Annotated in this window: 12 protein-coding genes; 2 read left to right on the top strand and 10 right to left on the bottom strand. The window is 73.9% G+C overall.

From position 1 onward, the window contains the following. Positions 1-33 precede the first annotated feature (33 nt). From ACIBIW_RS31050 to ACIBIW_RS31095, 10 genes are all read right to left on the bottom strand, one after another. On the bottom strand, positions 34-1,362 hold the full coding sequence (locus tag ACIBIW_RS31050; RefSeq protein ID WP_399341069.1) for a methylaspartate mutase: 1,329 nt from the start codon (positions 1,360-1,362) through the stop codon (positions 34-36). A gap of 17 nt (positions 1,363-1,379) precedes the next feature. Further along, positions 1,380-1,892, bottom strand: a complete 513-nt coding sequence (locus ACIBIW_RS31055) for a cobalamin B12-binding domain-containing protein (RefSeq protein WP_399340888.1) — start codon at positions 1,890-1,892, stop codon at positions 1,380-1,382. Next, positions 1,889-3,172, bottom strand: a complete 1,284-nt coding sequence (locus tag ACIBIW_RS31060) for a type III PLP-dependent enzyme (protein ID WP_399340890.1) — start codon at positions 3,170-3,172, stop codon at positions 1,889-1,891. The genes ACIBIW_RS31055 and ACIBIW_RS31060 overlap by 4 nt, the downstream gene beginning before the upstream one ends. Further along, entirely contained in the window at positions 3,169-4,719 is a 1,551-nt protein-coding gene (locus ACIBIW_RS31065) for an AMP-binding protein (protein WP_399340892.1), read from the bottom strand. The genes ACIBIW_RS31060 and ACIBIW_RS31065 overlap by 4 nt, the downstream gene beginning before the upstream one ends. A gap of 13 nt (positions 4,720-4,732) precedes the next feature. Next, on the bottom strand, positions 4,733-6,391 hold the full coding sequence (locus ACIBIW_RS31070) for an AMP-binding protein (RefSeq protein WP_399340894.1): 1,659 nt from the start codon (positions 6,389-6,391) through the stop codon (positions 4,733-4,735). Between the two features lie 55 nt (positions 6,392-6,446). Beyond that, positions 6,447-6,698, bottom strand: a complete 252-nt coding sequence (locus tag ACIBIW_RS31075; protein ID WP_399340896.1) for a phosphopantetheine-binding protein — start codon at positions 6,696-6,698, stop codon at positions 6,447-6,449. 163 nt (positions 6,699-6,861) lie between these two features. After that, the gene (locus ACIBIW_RS31080) at positions 6,862-7,809 is read right to left on the bottom strand and encodes an ACP S-malonyltransferase (RefSeq protein ID WP_399340898.1); all 948 of its coding nucleotides are present in this window, start codon (positions 7,807-7,809) and stop codon (positions 6,862-6,864) included. A gap of 141 nt (positions 7,810-7,950) precedes the next feature. Next, a complete protein-coding gene (locus ACIBIW_RS31085; protein WP_399340900.1) occupies positions 7,951-8,175 on the bottom strand; it encodes a ferredoxin in 225 nt (74 codons plus the stop codon). Beyond that, positions 8,172-9,377 (bottom strand): cytochrome P450, encoded by a 1,206-nt coding sequence (locus tag ACIBIW_RS31090; protein WP_399340901.1) that lies wholly within the window; start codon positions 9,375-9,377, stop codon positions 8,172-8,174. The genes ACIBIW_RS31085 and ACIBIW_RS31090 overlap by 4 nt, the downstream gene beginning before the upstream one ends. A gap of 33 nt (positions 9,378-9,410) precedes the next feature. Beyond that, a complete protein-coding gene (locus tag ACIBIW_RS31095; protein WP_399340903.1) occupies positions 9,411-10,331 on the bottom strand; it encodes a proline iminopeptidase-family hydrolase in 921 nt (306 codons plus the stop codon). Between the two features lie 323 nt (positions 10,332-10,654). Between ACIBIW_RS31095 and ACIBIW_RS31100 the strand changes: the two genes are divergently transcribed. Further along, a complete protein-coding gene (locus ACIBIW_RS31100) occupies positions 10,655-16,273 on the top strand; it encodes a type I polyketide synthase (RefSeq protein ID WP_399340906.1) in 5,619 nt (1,872 codons plus the stop codon). Positions 16,274-16,427: 154 nt separating this feature from the next. Next, the gene (locus tag ACIBIW_RS31105; RefSeq protein WP_399340908.1) at positions 16,428-21,488 is read left to right on the top strand and encodes a type I polyketide synthase; all 5,061 of its coding nucleotides are present in this window, start codon (positions 16,428-16,430) and stop codon (positions 21,486-21,488) included. The last annotated feature ends 57 nt before the right edge of the window (positions 21,489-21,545 follow it).

Genomic DNA, 21,545 nt, shown 5'->3' on the forward strand with positions numbered 1-21,545 from the left:
CGGTCGGACGGGACCGGGCGGACCCAGGGCGGGTCAGGGCGGCGGGCGCTCCCCGTGCAGGAACGGCCGGTCGTAGCTGCGCTGGACGTAGGAGAGGGCTTCGAGCAGGTCGGACGAGGTGACGGGGCGGGCGCCGCGGCCGTCCACCAGGCCCTTGATGGGCAGCGAGCCGGTGTCGGCCCAGCGCAGCCAGCCGTCGTCGTCGATGTAGCTGCGGCAGCGGCCCGCGTTGTCCGGGTGCAGGCAGTACGGGATGTCCAGATGGCCGCGCTTGAACGCGAGCAGCAGCGCCCGGCCCAGGTCGGGATGGCTGTCGAACACCGCGTCGACGAGCGCTCTGGCCTCCGCGTACGTCTGCGAGTCCCCGGCCGCCTCCCGCTCGGACGCGGCGGACGCGGCGGGCGCGGGGGCGTCCGCGGCGCGGGCCACCCGGCCGGCGTGTTCGAGCGCGGCGACGTTCTCCGCGATCGTGGGGATACGGCGGGACTCGGCGACCGTCTTCACGATCAGCCGCTCGCAGCCGGTGCCAACCGCAAGCTCGGCGGCCTGCCCGAGCAGCCGCAGACAGCCCTCGGGCGTGGTCGGGTAGACCCCCATGTAGGCGTAGACCACCACATGCCAGTCGGCGTCGGGCAGCAGCTCGGCGCAGAGCCTGCGCAGCGCGAACACCGCCTCGCGGTCCTGCGCGCCGCTGGTCTGCTGCGCGTAGCTGACGGACACGTCGTCGATGCCGAGGCGGTGGAAGAACAGCGCTTCGAGGACGCTGACCGCGACCAGCATGCTCGGCGGGCAGAGCTGGCCGAGCATGCAGCCGCCGAACGTCTCCAGATGCGGCCGCGCGCCCCACTCGCGCAGCCCGGCGAGCAGGGCGGTGCTCCGCTCCCAGTTGCGCAGGGACTCGTCGAGGGGCGTACGGCCGTACGGCAGGCAGTACGAGACCGGGCCGCCCTCGGTGGCGCTGAGCCCGGCACGCATCAGGGCGACGAAGATGTCGAACGGCGCCGCCGAGCCGTGCCGCACCTGGACGGGGAAGTCGTCCGCGAGGACACCGCGCAGCACCGAGCGGGTGGTGTCCGTGTCGTAGCTGACAATGGGGAAGCCGTTGATGCCGATACCGTCGCGCAGCGCGGTCTCCACCGCGGCCAGGTCCCCCACCCTGGTGAAGCTGTCCAGGGTCAGCGTGCCCACGGTGGTGGCGTCGGCGCCGCGGGTGGCGAGCAGCCCCTCGCGCATCGCGCCGACGTCGCCGAAGCCCATACGGGGCTGCACCACGAGCCGCCCCGCGCGGCGCGCCCGGCGCACAAACGCGCCGAAGTCGCCCACCCGGGGGTCGGCGGGGGGCGCGGGGCCGCCCTGCGGCACCGTGGCGAAACGGTCACTCACGACAGCTCTCTCCGGGGTATGCCGCCGATGAAACGCCGGAAGGCGGCGATCTCCCGCGCGCCGTCCTCGAAGACGCTGTCGAAGCCCGCGGCGACCAGCTCGGCCGCGTGCCCGCCGTCCTCGCCGCCCGTGATGCCGAGCTTCCCGCCGATCACCGCGGGCAGTGTCCGAAGGCCGCTCTCGCTGCGCAGCTTCCCGATGAGGCGCAGCCCGTCCTGGTGGCCGTGCCCGTTGACGCTGCTGAGCACCAGCATCGCGGGCGCCCGCTCCAGGCACTCCCGGATCAGCAGCTCGTCGGGCACGCACGGGCCGAGGTTGACCACGTCGTAGCCGTGCTCCTCGATCAGCAGTTGCAGGAACACCAGGTTCCAGGTGTGCGAGTCGGACGCCAGGCCGCTCACCAGGACCGTCTCCCGGCGGCGATGCCGCGGGGCGCCGTCCCCCGTGCCCACCGGGCTCGCGCCCCCGGCCTGCGCCGGCTCCGTCAGCCCCCGCGCGGGAAGGGTCATGCCGGCCCTCCACCGCGCGGCGCCCCGCCGTCGAGCGGGGCCACCTCGGACCTGCGGTGCTCGATCCGGGTCGCGGAGACCACCTCGCCGCCGCGCACCAGCACCTCGGCGGGCGCGGGGCGGCCAAGGAACATCAGCAGGCTCGCGGTGGGCCCGTACGCGCCCGCGTTGGGGATGGTGAGGACGTCGCCGACCCGCAGGTCCGGCAGGTCCACCTGCCGCCCGAGCACGTCACCCGGGGTGCACAGCGGCCCCACCAGGCTGGCACTGAGGCCGGTGCCGTCGGCGATCTGCGCGGCCTGCTCGGGGCCCTCCGGCCGCACCGCCACCGGCAGCAGCCTGCCGAGGCCCGACATGCCCCCGAAGGTGTTGATGCCCGCGTCCAGAATGACGAACGTACGGCCCCTGCTCTCCTTGATGTTGACGACCCGGGTCAGCAACACCCCGCTGTCGCCCACCAGATAGCGCCCCGACTCGCAGGCGAAGTGGACCTCGCCGAGCCGCCACCGCGGGAACGTCGCGTCGAGCGCGTCCTCAAGGCGCCCGCGCAGCTTCTCGTACACGGGTCGCTCGCCCGGCACGGCGTACGGCGCCGCGAACCCGCCGCCGATGTCGACGAACCGCAGCGGAAGCCCGTGCTCGCGCTCCAACTCGGCGGCCACGGCAAGGGTGTTGCGGAACTCCCCGACCAGGCTGTCCTCGTCCGAGGCGTTGCTCAGCGGGAAGAAGTGCGCCCCCGCGATGCTGGTGCCGGGGACCTCGCGCAGCCGCGGCAGCACCTCGCCCAGGGTCTCCGCGTCGATACCGAACTGCGAGGGCCTGCCGGTCATCCTGATACTGGTGGTGGCGCTCGCCGAGGCGCTGTTGATCCGCAGCAGGCACTGCGCCCGGGCGCCCTGCGCGACGGCGGCGGCGCCCACGTGCTCCAGGTCCGAGGCCGACTCCACGGAGAACGTCCGCACCCCTGCGGCGAGGGCGTCCCGCAGCTCCCCGCCGGTCTTGCCCGGGCCGGTGTACAGCATCCCGGCCGCGTCGAAACCGGCTTCGAGCGCCGCCGCCAGCTCCCCGAGCGAGCTGATCTCGGCGCGGCACACGCGCCCGTCGCCCCCGGCGAGCACCCGCAGCACCTCGGGGTGCGGATTGGCCTTGACGGCGCTGAAGAGGCTGAACGGCTCGGGCAGCGCCTCCAGCAGGTCCCGCCGCGCCGCCGCGACCCGGTCCAGGTCGTAGACGTACAGCGGGGTGCCGTACCGCTCGGCCAGTTCGGTGTACCGGGTCACTTCTCGCTCCCGTCGAGCAGCTCGGCGAGCTGCTTCTTCTCGCTCTTGCCGTGCAGGGTCAGGGGGAACTCGCCGAGCACCCGGCAGACCGCGGGGACCTTCTGCGGTTCGAGCCGCGCCGCCAGCTCCCGCAGGACCGCGGCGGGCGCCAGCTCCGACTCCACGAACAGCGCCAGGTCGTGCCGGTCCGTCGGCGGCAGCACCGCGGCCTGGCGCACCCCCGGGATGTCCATGGCCGCGGACTCGATCTCGATGGTGCTCATCCGGATGCCCTTGCGTTTGAACATGTCGTCGCGGCGGCCCTGGAAGTACAGGTAGCCGTCCTCGTCGAGGCGGCCGTAGTCGCCGGTGTGCAGCCGCAGTTCGCCGGTGGGCCCGTGGCGGCGGAAGTTGCGGGCGCTCACCTCGGGGTTGCGCCAGTAGCCCGGCATCACATGCGGTCCCACGGCGACGATCTCGCCCGGCTCCCCGGCGGGCACCTCACGCCCGTCCTCGCCGAGGATGAGCACCCGGGTGCCGGGCAGCGGCAGGCCCACCGAGTCGGGGCGCTCGCGGTCCTCGGCGGGCGGCATGATGGACACCCGCTTGCACTCGGTCTGCCCGAACTGCCGCACCACCCGCACCCCGGGGAACGCCTCCCGCAGCGTGTCGATGGTCGACTGGGGCAGTGCGGCACCGGTGTTGGTGAACATCCGCACCCGCGGCGCCGGTCCCTCGAAGCGCCGCGTCAGCGTCGCGATCATGGTGGCGAGGGACGGCACGATGGGCACCACCGTCGCCCCGCTGCCTCGGAGGGTGTCGAGCAGCCGCAGGTCCGACTCGCCGTCGGCGAGCCTGATCTCGCTGCGGCCGACCGCGCACATCAGCACCTTGTACAGGCCGTAGTCCCAGGACATCGGGAAGCGGCAGAACACCACGTCGTCGGGCCGGTAGCCGAGCACCTGGACCATGGCGCGGGTGGCGAACGTGATCTGCGCGTGCGGGCAGACGACCGCCTTCGGCGCGGCGGTGCTGCCCGAGGTGTACACGAGGACGGCGGGCACATCGGCCGGGACGTCCACCGCGGCGCCCGGGCGCGCCCCCCTTGCCGCGGTCTTCTCCACCTCGCTCCACACCCCGCCGAACGGGTGCACGGGGGCGTCGGTGATCTCCGCGAAGACGTCCTGGCGGCCCTCGGCGCAGACGACGAGCGCCGGCTCCGCGTTCTCCAGCACCGAACGCAGGTGGAACGCCTTCATGTTGGGGTTGAGCGGCACGAAGACGACACCGCGCCTGGACGCACCGTAGAAGAGGGCGGTCAGCTCCCGGTTGGTGGGCAACTGCACGACCAGGCGGTCCCCTGGGCCGAGGCCCCGGTCCGCCAGCCAGTCGGCGAAGGCGCGGCTGTACTCGTCGAGGCGGGCGTAGCTCCACCGCCCGGCGGCGTCGCTGACCGCCGCCGCGGAGGGCGTGGTCGCCACGGCCTCGTCCAGCAGGTGGTGGACCAGGCTGCCTTGACTGTGGCCGGGCACGGGGTCCCCGTGCGCCGCGCCGGAGGTGCTGTCCAACGCTCGTCTCCTGTCAGATCGTCGGCGTGCTGTCGTTCGTCGGCGTGCCGGTGTCGCGTGCGGTGCTCTTCGTGCGGGCGGCGCCGAGACGTTCGGCGGCGCGCGCCCGCAGCGCGCCGCGGTCGGTCTTGCGGTTGGAGTTCAGCGGGAACTCCGCGAGGCGCCAGTAGTGCCGTGGCGTCATGCCCATCGGCAGCACCTCGCGCAGCAGCCGCGCGAAGGTGGCGGCGGGCACCTCGGAGCCCGTGTAGAACACGACGAGTTCGGTGCCCGCGGGCCCCGCCACGTCGACCGTGACGGCCTCGGTGACGCCCGCGCAGCCGCGCAGCGCGTGATCGATCTCGGGCAGCTCCACGCGCCAGCCCGCGATCTGCACCTGGGAGTCCAGCCGCCCCAGGTAGGCGAGTTCGCCGCCGTCGCCGATCCTGCGCACCCGGTCCCCGGTGCGGTACCAGGTGCGCTCGCCGTGCTCAAGGAAGCGGCCGCGGTCGTCCGCGGAATCCAGGTAGCCGCGCGTCATCTGCGGCCCCGTCACACACAGTTCGCCCTCGTCCGCGGCGGGCCCGCCGTCAGCGCCGAGCAGCAGGTGCTCATGGCCGTCGTTGACGCGGCCGATCGGCACCACACCGTTCACCGCGATCCCGGGGGAGTGCCCGGGACGCCAGCGGTGCGCGGCGACGGTGATCGTCAGCTCGGTGGGCCCGTACAGGTTCTCCAGTACGGAAGCGGGCGCCGCCGCCTGCCAGTCGGCGGCGTCCTTGCAGGTCAGCGCCTCACCGGCGAAGAAGCTCCAGCGCAGCCCCGGCAGCGCGCCGGGGGCGAGCCCGCCGAGGCGGCGCACCAGCGGGATCGCGCTCGGCGTGGAGAACCACACCGTCATCCGGTGCTCCGCCGCGAACGCGGGCAGCTCCCGGTACGCGCCGGGCGGCGCCCACAGCGCGGTGGCCCCGGCGCCCCAGGCGCAGAACAGGTCGAACATCGCGCAGTCGAAGTTGAGGTCGAACGTCTGCGAGAAGACGTCGTCCGGGGTGAAGCCGTAGCGCTCGTCCTGGAGCGCGAAGTAGTGCGCCGCGCTGCCGTGGCTGATCGGCACCCCCTTGGGCCGCCCCGTGGAGCCCGAGGTGAACAGCACATAGGCGGTGTCCGCCGCCCGCACCGGGCGCGGCGCGACGAGCGCGCCCGCCGTCGCGGGCACGATCCGCTCGACGCCCGGATGGGTGCCGTGCGGGCAGCCGGGCGCGAGGACGGGCAGCGGCGCGTCCGGGTCGCCGAGGTCGAGCGGCAGCTCGCCGTCGGGTCCTGGCGCCATCAGCTCGGGCAGCCGCGTCCAGCCCGCGGTGTCCGCGATCACCGCGGACACCTGCGCGGAGCGCATCATGCGCCGGGTGCGCGCCGGGGGGAAGCCCGGTTGCAGCGGCACCACCGTGGCGCCCGCGTACAGCCCGGCGAGGATGCCGACATACGCGTCGATGCCCTTCGCGGCCAGCACCGCGACCGTGCCGGGCGGCTTGCGCACCGCCCGCAGCAGCGCCCCCGCCCAGACCAGCGCCCGTTCGTGCGCCTGCTCATAGGTGATCGACTCGGCTGCGACCCGCACCGCATCGCCCCGTGGTGCGAGGTCGACTCCGCGCAGAAAACGCTCGTGCAGCGCCAGTCCCACGGCTGTGTCCACCGCTCCTCCTTCGATGCTCACTGCTTGTCGCTGACGGCCCCGGCGGGGCGCCTGCTCAGGCGGCCCGCTCCGCGACGAGCGAGGACAGCACCTTCCACAGCACGGCGGGGGTCTGGAACGTCTCCTGACCGAGCGCGTCGTCCTGGAAGCGGACGTCGTACTCGTGCTCAAGGGCCGCGAGCAGCTCGACTGTCCCGAGCGAGTCCAGGCCCAGGTCGCGCAGCGTGGCGTCCTCGGCGAGCGGTTCCTCGGCGCCGAGGAACGGCAGGAAACCGCGGAGCAGGTCCTCGAACTTCTTGTCCCACATGGTGAGTTGCCTTTCGGAGAGAGGGGTGTGCGCGGAGGGGTGCACGGGCGGCGGGCGCTGGGAGCCGGCGTGCGTGGTGCAGGGGCGGTGGTGTCCGGGTGCGGGCGAGGGCGGTGTCCTGGCGGCGGGTGGCGGTCGCGCCGCCGCCCGCCCGGCGGCGGGGTCAGGCGCGGGCGGGCCGCGGCCTCGGCTGGAGCGCGAAGCGCGGGGTGACCGGCACGACCTCGAAGTTCGCCGTCGTACGCCGCACCCGTCCGAACAGGCTGTCCTGGCCCGCCACGCACACGGTGCCCACCCCGGCGCCGCGCAGCGTGTCGACGACCGCGGGCCACCGCATCGGGCGCACACAACTGTCGAGCAGCATCGCGCGCACCCCCTCGCCCGTGGTGATCAGCGAGCCGTCCTGGTCCGCGACCACGGGCACCCGCGGCGCCGCGTAGGAGAGCGGCCCGAAGACCTCTTCCTCGGCGCGCTCGCGCAGCCCCCCGAACAGCGAGCAGTGCATCGGGGGCCGCATCGAGTACAGCGACATGCCGCCGAGCGAACGCAGCCTGGGCGCAAGCCAGTCGAGGTTGTGCTCACGCAGCGTCAGCATGTAGAAGTCGTCGTCGACATAGCAGGAGATCTCGTACGTCTCCTCGCGCTCGTCGAGTTCCGCGAGCAGCACCCGCAGCCGCTCCTGCGGCACCCGGACGAAGGAGTGGGTGACCAGGTCCTTGAACTCGGTGCTGAAGTAGTCGTCGAGCAGCCGGGCGAAGCGCGCGGTCGCCAGGATCGCGTCGGGCAGGTCGAGCGCGCCGCAGTAGGCCGCCGCGGGCTTCTCGCCGAAGCTCGGCCCGGCGCACAGCGCGGCCTCCACGCCCAGGGTGTGCTCCGCCCAGCGGGCCAGCGCGAGCGAGTTGAGCATGAACGCCACCTGGGCGTACTCGCTGTAGTCGCCCTCGGTGCGCCGGTAGCGGTCGACGAGCGAGTACCCGAGCACCTTGTCGGCCTCGGCGACCAGCCTGCGGGCGAAGGGGTTGACGACCATGAACTTGCCCACGTCGGAGAACGGGGTCGGCCCCATGCCGGGGAAGATCATCGCGGTGCCGGTCCGGGGTTCGGTGGTCATGGCACGGTCCCTTCGAGACACGGGGGCGTACGGGTGGTGGTGGCACGGTCGGCGGGAACGGCGCAGGGGGCCGGGGCTCCGGTCCGCCGGGGTGGGTGCCGGCCGGTGACCGCGAGCCCCGCGGCGACCGGCCGGCACGTCCTACTCCTCGGGGGCGAGCAGCGCGCCGGTGCCGCTGTCGTGCACCGTGATCGCGGACACCGGGCAGGTCTCCGCGGCGTCGAGCACCGCCTTGTCGGCCTCGGTCGCCGACACCCGGGGCGTCGACTTGCCCGCCTTCAACTCGAAGAGGTTCGGGGCGTAGTTGGCGCACACCGAGGCGCCGATGCAGACCGTCCTGTCGACGGCGACGGTCCAGTCGCTCACCACACCACCTTGAGGCTCTTCGGACCGCGCACCAGCATGCCCTGCTTCCACACCACACCGTCGGCGCCGTCGGCGAAGTCCAGCGTCGGGAAGCGCTCGATGAGGACACTCAGCACGCTCTGCAACTCCATCCGGGCGAGCTGCGCGCCCAGGCAGTGGTGCGGGCCGTGGCCGAAGCCGATGTGCGGGTTGTGCTCCCTGGTCAGGTCCAGCCTGTCCGGGTTCTCGAAGATGTCGGGGTCGCGGTTGGCCGACGCCACGGAGCCGAGCACCGGCTCCCCGGCCCGCACCGTGACGTCGCCGAACTGGATGTCCTCCAGCGCGTACCGGGCGAACATCGCCGAGTAGTTCAGCGGAATCCAGCGCACCAGCTCCTCGACCGCCTGCGGCACCAACTGCGGGTTCTCACAGAGCAGTTCCCACTGGTCGCGGTGGGTCAGCAGGGCGTAGAGGAAGTTGGGTATCTGGGAGGCGGTGGTCTCGGTGCCGGTGATCAGCAGCCCACCGGTCACGTTCATGACCAGCTCCTGCTCGCTCAGCCGGTCGCCGTCCTCGTCACGGGTCTTGACCAGCGCGCCGAGCAGGTCGTCCGTGGGGTTGCGCCGGCGCTCCGCGATCAGCCCCCCGATGTACCCGAACAGCTCCTTCGCGCTGCGCTCGATCTCCGCGTACGGCAGCGCGGTGGTGGACACCATCGCCTCCGACCAGCCGCGCAGCTTCGCCCGGTCGGCCGCGGGCACGCCCAGCATCTCCGAGATCACGGTCACCGGCACCGTGATGGCGAAGTTGTCCACCATCTCGAACGGGCCGCCCTGCTCGACCATGGTGTCGGCCAGGCCCTCGACGATCCGCCGGGTGTCGGAGCGCATCAGCTCCACCCGGCGCGCCGTGAACGCCTTGGCGACCAGCTTGCGCAGCCGCGCGTGGTCCGGCGCGTCCATGCCGACCAGGCCGTCGTCCAGGTTCTCGGTGGAGTGCGTACGCGGCTGGTCCCTGGTGCGTGCCATGGCACGGCTGAACCGGGGGTCGGCGAGGACCGTGCGCACGTCGTGGTAGCGCGTGGCCAGCCAGGCCGGTTCACCGATCGGGAACTGCACACGGCTCAGTGGTTCTTCCGCACGCAACCTGGCGTACATCGGGTCGAGTTCAAGCCGGTCCGGTTCGCTGAACGGATATGCGCGAACCTCCTGAGCAGCGGTCACCCGTGCGCCCCTTCCTTGAGGTATTCGAGATCTCTAGTTGCCCATGGTCCGCACGGGCCCTATTTCACGGAGGAATTCGGTCAGCACCTCGGTGAACCGCTCGGGCTCCTCCAGGTGTGGCATATGACTGGACTCCTCGAAGATTTCCCAGCGGACCGTCGCGATGCCGTCGAAGTACGGCCGCACGGTGGCCGGAGTCGCCTCGTCGTGGCGCCCGCTCAGCAAAAGCGTCGGAACGTCGATGCGCGGCAGTACGTCCTCGACCGACCAGTCCTTCAGACTGCCGATGACATGGAATTCATTGGGCCCGTTCATGGCGTGGTACACGGTCGGGTCGTCATTGATCTCCATGAACGTGGCCAGATAGTCGCGCGGCCACGGCAGGACACGGCACACATGGCGGTCGTAGAAGACCCGCATGGCCGAGAAGTACTCCTGGGTGTCCGTGGTGCCCGCGGCCTCGTGGCGCAGCAGTGTCTCCTGCACCCCGGGCGGCAGCCGTTCCCTGAGCACCTTCATCTCCTGGAGCCACAGCGGCATCGACGCCGGGGAGTTGGCGATCACCAGGCCCCGCAGCCCGGCAGGGCGGTCCCCCGCGTGTGACGCGGCGAGCATCCCGCCCCAGGACTGCCCGAAGAGGAGGTAGTCGCCGGTGATCCCCAGGTGGCGCAGCAGGTTGTCGAGTTCGTCCCGGAAGAGCCCGACGGTCCAGAAGTCGGCCCCCTTGTCGGGGAGTCGGGTCGAGCCGCCGTTGCCCACCTGGTCGTAGTGGACGACCGGCCAGCCGGCGTCCGCGAGTGTTGCCATGCTCAGCAGGTAGTCGTGGGTGCTGCCGGGGCCGCCGTGCAGGACGACGACGGGCGGCAGCCCGCAGCCCAGATCGCCGGTGACGCGGTACCAGGTGCGGTAATCGCCGAAAGGGGCGGTCCCCTTGACAGACGGTGCCGACGGCATGTTCCCCCACCCCAGGTCAATGTTTTGCAGCCTCAACGCAGGGAACGCTATAGCAGCGCCTGCGGCCAGGAAGACCCCTAGCAGCCCCTACGAGCCCTTAGCCCGTGGAGTTCCGGACCATCCCCGGAATGCGCCCCCCGCGAACGGCGATCATGTCGGCCCCGCCCCCTTGCTAATCGCGTAGGGGCCCCCGCGTCTTTGCGTAGGGGCTCCTGACCTGCGCTCCCGGTAGGGGTGGCTAGGGGGGCCTATGGGTGGTCGACGGCTCAGATGCGCCCGTAGCGTTCGTGTGGACATTCCGAACGGGTTCAGGGGGTTCCTGGGTGGAAAGCGAGAAGAAGCTTCTCGACTACCTCAAGCGAGCGACGGCTGACCTTCGGGAAGCGCGTCGCCAGTTGCGCGAAGTCGAGCGCAGGGACCACGAACCCGTCGCGATCGTCGGCATGAGCTGCCGCTATCCCGGCGCGATCACGTCCCCCGAGGGGCTGTGGCGCATGCTGGCGGCGGAGGCGGACGGTATCCGCGAATTCCCCGCGGAACGCGGCTGGGACATCGCGCGGCTGTACGACCCCGATCCCGACCGGCCGGGAAAGACCTATGCCCGCGAGGGCGGTTTCCTCGACGACGCCACCGCGTTCGACGCCGACTTCTTCGGGATCGGTCCCCGCGAGGCGCTGGCGATGGACCCGCAGCAGCGGCTGCTGCTCGAAGCGTCCTGGGAGGCGCTGGAGCGCGCCGGGCTCGACCCGCACACCCTGCGCGGCAGCCGCACCGGCGTCTTCGCCGGGGTCATGTACCACGACTACGCCTCCCGGCTGCACACCGTCCCCGACGAGGTGGACGGCTACGTCGGCAACGGCAACTCGGGCAGCGTCGTCTCGGGCCGTGTCTCGTACACCCTCGGTCTCGAAGGCCCCGCGGTGACGGTGGACACGGCGTGCTCGTCGTCGCTTGTGGCGCTGCACTGGGCGATCCAGGCGCTGCGCGCCGGGGAGTGCTCGCTCGCGCTCGCGGGCGGTGTCACCGTCATGTCGACGCCGGACACCTTCACCGAGTTCAGCAGGCAGCGCGGCCTCGCCGCCGACGGCCGCTGCAAGGCGTTCGCGGAGGCCGCGGACGGCACCGGCTGGGGCGAGGGCGTCGGCGTCCTCGTGGTGGAGCGGCTGTCCGACGCACAGCGCAACGGCCACCGGGTGCTCGCGGTGGTACGCGGCTCCGCCGTCAACCAGGACGGCGCAAGCAGCAGCCTCACCGCCCCCAACGGCCCCTCCCAGCAGCGCGTCATCCGCGCCGCGCTCGCGGACGCCGGGCTGCGCCCGGGCGACGTGGACGCGGTGGAGGCGCACGGCACCGGCACCACCCTCGGCGACCCCATCGAGGCCCAGGCCCTGCTGGGCACCTACGGCCGCGACCGCACCGACCAGGACCCCCTGTGGCTGGGCTCCGTCAAGTCGAACCTGGGGCATACCCAGGCCGCCGCGGGGGTCGCGGGGATCATCAAGATGGTGATGGCGATGCGCCACGGTGTGCTGCCGAAGACGCTGCATGTGGACGAGCCGTCGCGGAAGGTGGACTGGTCGGCGGGGCGGGTGGAGCTGCTGACCGAGGCGCGTGCCTGGGAGAGCGGGCGGCCGCGCAGGGCGGGGGTGTCCTCGTTCGGCATCAGCGGCACCAACGCCCACGTCATCGTCGAAGAGGCCCCGAGGACCGAGGAGCCCCCGGTACGCCCCGAGTCTGCCCCGAGGCCGCGGGCCCTGGCGCTCAGCGCCCGTACCGCCGACGCGCTGAAGGCACAGGCCCGTGGCCTTGCCGAGCTGCTTGAGGGCGACGGCGCCCCCGACCCGGCCGACGTGGCCGTGGCGCTCGCCGCCACCCGGGCGCACTTCGAGCGCCGCGCGGTGGCCCTCGGCACCGGCCGCGGCACGCTCCTCGCGGGGCTGCGCGCCCTCGCCGCGGGGGAGAACACCGCGGACGTGGTCCAGGGCACCGCCGCCGAGGGCCGGCTGGCGTTCCTGTTCACCGGGCAGGGCGCCCAGCGCGTCGGCATGGGCCGCGAACTCGCCGACACTTTCCCGGTGTTCGCCGATGCCCTCGACGAGGCGTGCACCCACCTCGACTTCCTCCTCGAACGCCCGCTGCGGGAGGTCATGTTCGCGGCGGAGGGCTCGGACGAGGCTGGCCTGCTGGACCGCACCGAGTACGCACAACCGGCCCTGTTCGCTGTCGAGTTCGCGTTGTTCCGGCTCGTGGAGTCGTGGGGCGTGCGGCCTGATGTGGTGGCGGGGCACTCGATCGGTGAGATCGCGGCGGTGTGTGTGGCGGGGGTGTTCTCGCTGGCCGACGCGGCAGCCCTCGTAGCGGCCCGTGGCCGTCTGATGCAGGCGCTGCCTTCCGGCGGCGCCATGATCGCCCTCCAGGCCACAGAGGAGGACGTACGCGCCCTCCTCGACGGTGTCTCCGACGCGGCGATCGCCGCTGTCAACGGACCCCGCTCCGTGGTCGTTTCGGGGGCTGCCGGCCCCGTGGAGGCGGTGGCGGAGGCGGTGAAGGAGAGGGGCGGCAGGACCTCGCGGCTGAAGGTCTCGCACGCCTTCCACTCCCCGCTCATGGACCCCATGCTCGACGAGTTCGAGCGGGTGGTGACCGGTCTTGAGTTCCATGAGCCCGCGCTCCCGGTCGTCTCCACCGTCACCGGCGCCCCCGCGGCCCCCGCCGACCTCGCCACCCCGCACTACTGGGTCGGGCACGTCAGGGAGGCGGTGCGCTTCGCCGACGCGGTGCGGGCGCTGGCCGACGACGGTGTGACCAGGTTCCTGGAGATCGGGCCCGACGCGGTCCTCACCGCGATGGCCGCCGAGGCGCTGCCCGAGGGCACCACCGCCCACACCGTGCCGCTGCTGCGGCGCGGCAGGCCGGAGGTGCCGGAGGCGGTGGCCGCGCCCGCCCGGCTGTGGGCGCTGGGACAGCCGGTGGACTGGGCCGCGTTCGACGGCGGCGGCCCCGCCAGGCCCGTGGACCTGCCCACGTACCCCTTCCAGCACCGGCACTACTGGCTGGAGGACGCGCACCGCGGCCCCGCCGACGTCACCGCGCTCGGCCAGGGCGACACGAGCCACCCGCTCCTGGGTGCGGTGCTCCAGCGTGCCGGGGCCGACGAGACCATTCTCACCGGGTCACTGAGTACGGGCGCGCACCCCTGGACCGCCGACCACCGCATCATGAACACCACCCTGCTCCCCGGCACCGCACTCGTCGAACTCGCCCTCCACGCCGGAGACCACACCCACACCCCCCACCTCGAAGAACTCACCCTCCAAACACCCCTCACACTCCCCGACGACCACACCCTCGACCTCCAGGTCACCGTCGGCACCCCCGACACCGAACAACGCCGCACCCTCACCATCCACTCCCGCCCCCACACCCCCCACGCCCCCTGGACCCAGCACGCCGAAGGCACCCTCACCCCCCACCCCCCACGCACCGACCACACCACCGACCACACCACCGACCTCAGCACCTGGCCACCACCCGGCGCCCAGCCCATCCCACTGCGCGACACCTACGCGACACTGGCCGACCAGGGCTACCACTACGGCCCCGCCTTCCAGGGCCTCACCGCCGCCTGGAGCGAGGGCAACCACATCTACGCCGAGGTCGCCCTGCCCCCCGAGGCGCACCGCGACGCCGCCGCGTTCGGCGTCCACCCCGCGCTCCTCGACGCGGCGCTCCACGCCAACCTCTTCGACGAGGGCGACAGCCAGGAGGACGCCGCGGGACCGCGGCTGCCGTTCGCGTGGAGCGGGGTGACCGTGCACGCGTCGGGTGCCACCGCGCTGCGGGTGCGGGTGACCTCCCGCGGTGTCGACGAGGCGAGCGTGCTCGCCACGGACACCACGGGCGCCCCGGTGCTCTCGATACGCTCGCTTGCCGCGCGGGCCGTCAGCGCCGAGCAGTTGGCGGCGGCGGGCGGCGCCGGGGACGGCGCCGCCGCGCTGCTGCGGCCCACCTGGAGCGAGCGGGCCGGCTGGCGCGCGGCCGAGGAGACGACGGGCGGCCTGGCGGTCCTCGGCACCCGGGCCGACGAGGAGATCGCGGCGGCCTTCGGCGACGACGTCCCCGTCCTCGCCGACTTCGCGGCGCTGCGGGCGACCGAGGGGCCCGCGCCCGAGCGCGTCGTCCTCGTCTGCTCCGCGGGGACCGCGGGCGACGGCGGCGACGGGCTGCTCGACCGGATGCGCGCCGCGACCGCGCGCGTACTGGAGACCGTGCGGGGCTGGCTGGCGGACGAACGGTTCGCCGACTCCCGTCTCGTGGTCCTCACGAGCGGTGTCACGGGACCCGAGCCCGCGCGCGGCGCCGTCGTCGACCTGGTGAACGCGCCCCTCGCGGGCCTGGTGCGCTCGGCGCAGGCCGAGCGGCCCGACGCCCGGATACTGCTCCTCGACTGGGACGGCAGCACCTCGTCCCAGGAGCGGCTGCCCGCCGCTGCCGCCGCCGAGGGCACCGAACTCGCCCTGCGCGACGGGGCGTTGTGGGAGCCCCGGCTGGTCAGGGAGCAGCAGGCCCCCGCCGGGTCGCTGCACGCGGCGCGGCTCGACCCGCGGGGCACCGTGCTGGTCACCGGCGGCACCGGCGGCCTCGGCGCCGCGGTCGCCCGGCACCTGGCCGACCGCCACGGGGCGCGTCGGCTGCTGCTGGTGAGCCGACGCGGCGAGCAGGCGCCGGGCGCGGACGAACTCCGCGCGGAGCTGGCCGAGTCGGGTGCGGAGGCCAGGATCGCGGCGTGCGACGTGGCGGACCGCGCCGCGCTGGAGAAGCTGCTCGGCGAGATCCCGGCCGCGCACCCGCTGACCGCGGTGTTCCACACCGCGGGCGTCGCCGACAACGGCCTGATCGAGACGCAGACCGCGCGCAGCCTCGAAGCCGTCATGCGGCCCAAGGCCGACGCCGCCTGGCACCTCCACGAGCTGACCCGTCATCAGGATCTGGCGGCCTTCGTGCTGTTCTCCTCGACGGCCGGTCTCTTCGTCGGCGCGGGCCAGGCCAACTACGCCGCGTCCAACGTCTTCCTCGACGCGCTCGCCCGCCACCGCGCCGCCGAGGGGCTGCCAGGTCTCTCGCTCGCCTGGGGCCTGTGGTCGCAGACCTCCGGCATGGCGGGGGAGTTGGGCGAGGCCGACCTGGAGCGGATGCGGCGTATGGGCCTGCGGCCGCTCGCCACCGGGGCCGCGCTCGACCTGCTGGACGCGTCGCTCGCGGTGGACGCCCCCGTACTGGTGCCGGTCGGCGTGGAGACCACGGTGATCGGCTCCCCGGGCGGCCCGGTGCCCGCACTGCTGCGGACCCTGGTGCGCACCCCCGCCCGGCGGGCCGCCTCGTCCGCCGGGGCGGCGCCCGCGGCCGCCGCCGGGGCACTGTCCGACCGGCTGGCCGCGCTCGAAGCCGCCGACCGCAATCTGCACCTGCTCGACCTGGTACGGGAGAACGCGGCGGCTGTGCTCGGCCACTACAGCGGCGAACTCCTCGACCCGGAGCGGCCGTTCAAGGACATCGGGTTCGACTCGCTGGCCGCCGTCGACCTGCGCAACCTGCTGAACGCGGCCACCGGCCTCAGGCTCCCCGCGACCCTGGTCTTCGACTTCCCCACCCCGGCCGTGCTCGCCTCGCACCTGGCGGCCGAACTGGTGCCCGCGCTCTCCTCGGGGCAGCCGCTGTTCGCGGAGATCGAACGCCTGGAGACGGCGCTGCTCGCCTCCCCGGCCGGCGACAGCGGCCAGCAGGGGGAGTACGAGGAGGTCGCCGCCCGGCTGGAGACCCTGCTGCGCAAGTGGCGTGACCGGCACGCCTCCGCCCTCGGCGGCGGGGTGCGCCCTGACTTCGAGTCGGCCACCGACGACGAGCTGTTCGCCGCGCTGGACGGTGAGGTCGGACTGCCGTAGCGGGGGAGCGGGCCGCTGCGGCCGGGCGGGGGAGCGGCCACGCCCCACGGCCCCGTACCGGCCCACGACACCACACCAGGCCACACCACACCACGCACACGGCACCCCGCACCTCTCCCCGGCTCCGACTGACCCCAGATTGGTTCAGACACCGATGGCGAACGACCAGAAACTGCGTGAGTACCTGCGGCGCGCGACGGCGGACCTGCACGAGACCCGCCGTCGACTGCGCGAGGTGGAGGACGGCAGGCACGAGCCGATCGCCATCGTCGCGATGGGCTGCCGCTACCCGGGCGGTGTGACCTCCCCCGAGGACCTGTGGCGCGTCGTCGACGAGGGTGTCGACGTGGTCGGGCAGTTCCCCACCGACCGCGGCTGGGACATGGACACCCTCTACGACCCGGTGCCGGGACGCCCGGGCCGCAGCTATGTGCGCGAGGGCGGATTCCTCCACGACGCGGCCGACTTCGACCCGGTGTTCTTCGGGCTCAGCCCCAGGGAGGCCCCGGAGACCGACCCCCAGCAGCGCCTCCTCCTCGAAACCGCCTGGGAGACCTTCGAGCGCGCCGGGATCGACCCCGCCACCCTCAAGGGCAGCAGGACCGGTGTGTTCGCCGGGCTGATGTACCACGACTACGCGGGCGGCAGCGCCGCGGGCAGCCTGGTCTCCGGGCGCGTCGCCTACACCTTCGGCTTCGAGGGCCCCGCGGTGACCGTGGACACCGCCTGCTCCTCGTCGCTCGTGGCGCTGCACCTCGCCGCCCGGGCGCTGCGCGACGGCGAGTGCACGCTCGCGCTCGCGGGCGGGGTGACCGTGATGGCGAGCCCCGGCATGTTCGTCGAGTTCAGCAAGCAGCGGGGCCTCGCCCCCGACGGCCGCTGCAAGTCCTTCGCCGGTGCCGCCGACGGCGCGGGCTGGTCGGAGGGCGTCGGCGTCCTGCTGGTCGAGCGTCTTTCGGACGCCCGCCGCAACGGGCACCAGGTGCTCGCTGTGGTACGCGGCTCCGCCGTCAACCAGGACGGCGCGAGCAACGGCCTCACCGCGCCCAACGGCCCCTCCCAGCAGCGTGTGATCCGCCAGGCGCTGCACAACGCGCAGCTCACCACCAAGGACGTCGACACCGTCGAGGCACACGGCACGGGCACCGTGCTCGGCGACCCCATCGAGGCCCAGGCCGTCCTCGCCACCTACGGCCAGGACAGGCCCGCCGACAGACCCCTGTGGCTGGGGTCGGTCAAGTCGAACATGGGGCACGCCCAGGCCGCCGCGGGAGTGGGCGGCATCATCAAGATGGTCGAGGCCATCAGGCACCGCACCCTCCCGCGCACCCTGCACGTCGACGAGCCGAGCCCCCAGGTCGACTGGAGCGCGGGCAACGTACGGCTGCTGACCGAACCGGTCACCTGGGAGAGCGACACACCCCGCAGGGCGGGGGTCTCCTCCTTCGGACTCAGCGGCACCAACGCGCACCTCATCATCGAGGAGGCGCCCGCGGACCCGGCGCCCGAGCCCGCCGACACCCCCGGCCCGCGCACCCTGCCCTATCTGCTGTCGGCACGCGACGAGCGCGCGCTGCGCGCCGCCGCGGGCCGGCTGCGCGCCCGGCTCACCGCGCCGGAGCCGGGGAGCGACGCGGACATCGCGTTCTCCCTCGCCACCACCCGCGCCGTCTTCGACCGGCGCGCCGTCGTCGTCGCGGACGACCGCGAGAGCCTGCTGCGCCGCCTCGACGCGCTGGTGGCGGGCGAGGAGGGCGCCGGGACCGTGCGCGGCACACCCCATGGACCCGGCGCCCGCACCGCGTTCATGTTCCCCGGGCAGGGCGCCCAACGCCTCGGCATGGGAGGCGAGTTGTACGAGACCCAGCCCGCGTTCGCGGCGGCGCTCGACGCCGTCACCGCCGAACTCGACCCGAGGCTCGGCACACCCGTGCGCGACGTGATGTGGGCGGCCGAGTCGCACGACAACGCGGAGGAGCTGAACCGCACAGGACACACCCAGGCGGCGCTGTTCGCCGTCGAGGTCGCGCTGTTCAGGCTGCTGGAGAGCTGGGGGGTGCGCCCCGACCTGCTCGTCGGCCACTCCATCGGGGAGATCGCCGCGGCCCACGCCGCCGGGGTGTTCACCCTCCCCGACGCCTGCGCCCTGGTCGCGGCGCGCGGGCGGCTCATGCAGGCGCTGCCGTGCGGCGGCGCCATGGTCGCCCTTCAGGCCAACGAGGACGAGGTGCTGCCGTTCCTCTCCGACACCGTCGGCGTGGCCGCCGTCAACGGCCCCTCGTCCGTGGTGCTCTCCGGTGACGAGGACGACGTGCTCGCCGCCGCCGAGCGGCTGCGCGAGCAGGGCCGCAAGGCCACCCGGCTCAAGGTCTCCCACGCCTTCCACTCGCCCCGCATGGAGCCCATGCTCGGCGACTTCCGCAAGGTCGTCGAGGCCATCCCGATGAGCCCGCCGCGGCTCCCCGTCGTCTCCAACCTCACCGGAAAGCCCGCCGCGGACGACGAGTTGACCACCGCCGACTACTGGGTACGGCATGTGCGCGAGACGGTCCGCTTCGGCGACGGCGTCGCCACCCTCCTCGACCACGGCGTCACCACCTTCGTCGAACTGGGCCCGGGCGCCACCCTCACCGCCCTCGCCCGCGACTGCGTCACCCCCGGGGCCGACCAGCAGGACGCCGCCTTCGCCACCCTGCTGCGCGCCGACCGCCCCGAGCCCCAGGCCCTGTTCACCGCCCTCGCGCAGCTCCACGTACACGGGGCGCCCATCGACTGGCCCGCCGTCGCCGCGCACTGGGGCGGACGCCAAGTGCCCCTGCCCACCTACCCCTTCCAGCGGCAGCGCTACTGGTGGGAGGAGGAGACCGGTGCCACCGCCGCCACCGGCGCGCAGCACGGCGGCGCGGGCGACACCGCCTTCTGGGGCGCCGTGGAGCGCACCGACACCGGCGCACTCGCCACGGCACTCGGCGCGGACGCCGCCGAACGCGACTGCCTGGACGCGGTGTTGCCGCTGCTCGCGTCCTGGCGCTCGCGCCGCGTGCGGGAGGCCACCGCCGACGCCTGGAGCTACCGCGTCGAGTGGCAGCCCCTCGCGGAACCCGCAGCCGACACCGCGGCCACCGCCGGGACCTGGCTCGTCGTCACCCCCGACGAGCCCGCAGCGCGGCACTGGAGCGCCGCCCTCGGCGAGGCGCTGGCCGCCCGCGGCGCCACCGCGCACCCGGTCACCGTCCACGCCGCGGAACTTGCCCGCCTCGGCGGCACCACACAGAGCGCGGCCGACACAGGCACCGACACCGAGGCCGCCCGGCGCGCGCTCGGCGACCGGCTGCGTACCGCCCACGACGGTGCCGCCCCGGTACACGCCGTGGTCTCCCTGCTCGCCCTCACCACCGGGGACCACGGCCTGGGCGCCACCGTCTCCCTCGCCCAGGCACTCGGCGACGCCGCCGTCGACGCCCCGCTGTGGTGCCTGACAAGCGGCGCCGTCGCGGTCGGCGACACCGAGGAGCTGCCGCACCCGGAGCAGGCGCAGGTGTGGGGCCTCGGCCGGGTCGTCGCGCTTGAGCACCCGCGGCGCTGGGGCGGCCTCGTCGACCTGCCGGCCGCCGCGGACGGGCGCACGGCGGCCCGCCTCGTCGCCACCCTCGCCGCGCCGGGTACCGGTGAGGACCCCGAGGACCAGGTCGCGATACGCCCCTCTGGCACCTTCGGCCGCCGCCTCGCCCACGTCCCCGCCGACACCACCCTCGCGGGCACCGGCATGGCCGAGCCTGTACCCGACACCGCCGAGGCCACCGACACCGACGGCACCACCGAGCCCGCCGACACGCCCCGCCCCGCCCGCTGGGCGCCGCACGGCACCGTCCTCGTCACCGGAGGCACCGGCGCTCTCGGCGCCCACGTCGCCCGTTGGCTGGCCCGCCGCGGTGCCGACCACCTCGTCCTCACCAGCCGCCGCGGCCCCGACGCGCCCGGCGCCACCGAACTGTCCGCGGAACTCACCGCGCTCGGCACCCGCGTCACCGTCGCCGCCTGCGACGCCGCCGACCGCTCCCAACTCGCCGCGCTGCTCGACGGGATGCCCGCGCAGCAGCCGCTCACCGCGGTCGTCCACACCGCGGGCGTCCTGGACGACGGCGTGCTGGAGTCCCTCACCCCCGACCGCCTCGACGGCGTACGCCGCCCGAAGGCGCTCGCCGCACACCACCTCCACGAACTCACCCGCGACCTCGACCTCACCGCGTTCGTCACCTTCTCCTCCATCGCGGGCCTGCTCGGCAGCGCGGGCCAGGGCAGCTACGCCGCCGCCAACGCCTACCTCGACGCCCTCGCCCAGCACCGCAGGGCGCTCGGCCTCGCCGCCACCTCGGTGGCCTGGGGCCCCTGGGACGGCGGCGGCATGGCGGGAGAGGAGGCGTCCCAGGACCGCTCCTGGTGGCGCGGCCTCGCCCCGATGGCCGCCGACCTGTGCCTCACCGCGCTCCAGCGGGCCCTGGACGGCCCCACGGCCTGCGTCGGTGTCCTCGACGCCGACTGGCCGCAGTTCGCGGCCGGTTTCACCGCGACCCGCCCAAGCGCCCTCATCGGGAGCCTGCCCGAGGTGCGCGCCGCCTCGGCCACCGCGGGCGACGCCGCCGCCACCGGCACCGCGGAGGCCGCGTCCGACCTGGTGGCCAGGCTCGGCGCGCTGCCCGAGGGCGAGCAGCGCCGCGAGATCCTCGACCTGGTGCGCGAGCAGGTCGCGCTCGTCCTCGCCTACGACAGCCCGGGCGCGGTGCAGTCGAGCCGCGCCTTCAGCGAACTCGGCTTCGACTCGCTCACCGCGGTCGAGTTCCGCAACCGGCTCGGCACCGTCACGGGCCTGGGGCTCCCCGCCACCCTGCTCTTCGACTACGCCAACCCGGAGGCGCTCGCCGCCCATCTGCACGGCGAGCTGTGCCCGGGCGGCGCGGCGCCCGCCGTACCGGTGCTCGCGGAGCTTGAGCGCATCGAGTCGGTGGCCGCGGCCCTCTCCGCCGAGGAGATCGCCCGCAGCCGCATCAGCCACCGGCTCCAGGAGCTGGTGGCCGGCCTCAACGCGCGTACCGGCGAGGGCGCAGAGCCGGCCGCGGCCGGCGCGGCGGAGGGCGCCACCGTCGCCGACCGCCTCGACGGCGCCTCGGCCGAGGACGTCTTCGACTTCCTCGACAAGGAACTCGGGCTCTCCTGACCCGCTGCCAGGACCCCAGGACCCACCACTCCCTTCCCGAACCTCCCGCGCACGCTG

This window comes from Streptomyces sp. NPDC050560, from assembly GCF_044457285.1.
GTDB lineage: Bacteria > Actinomycetota > Actinomycetes > Streptomycetales > Streptomycetaceae > Streptomyces.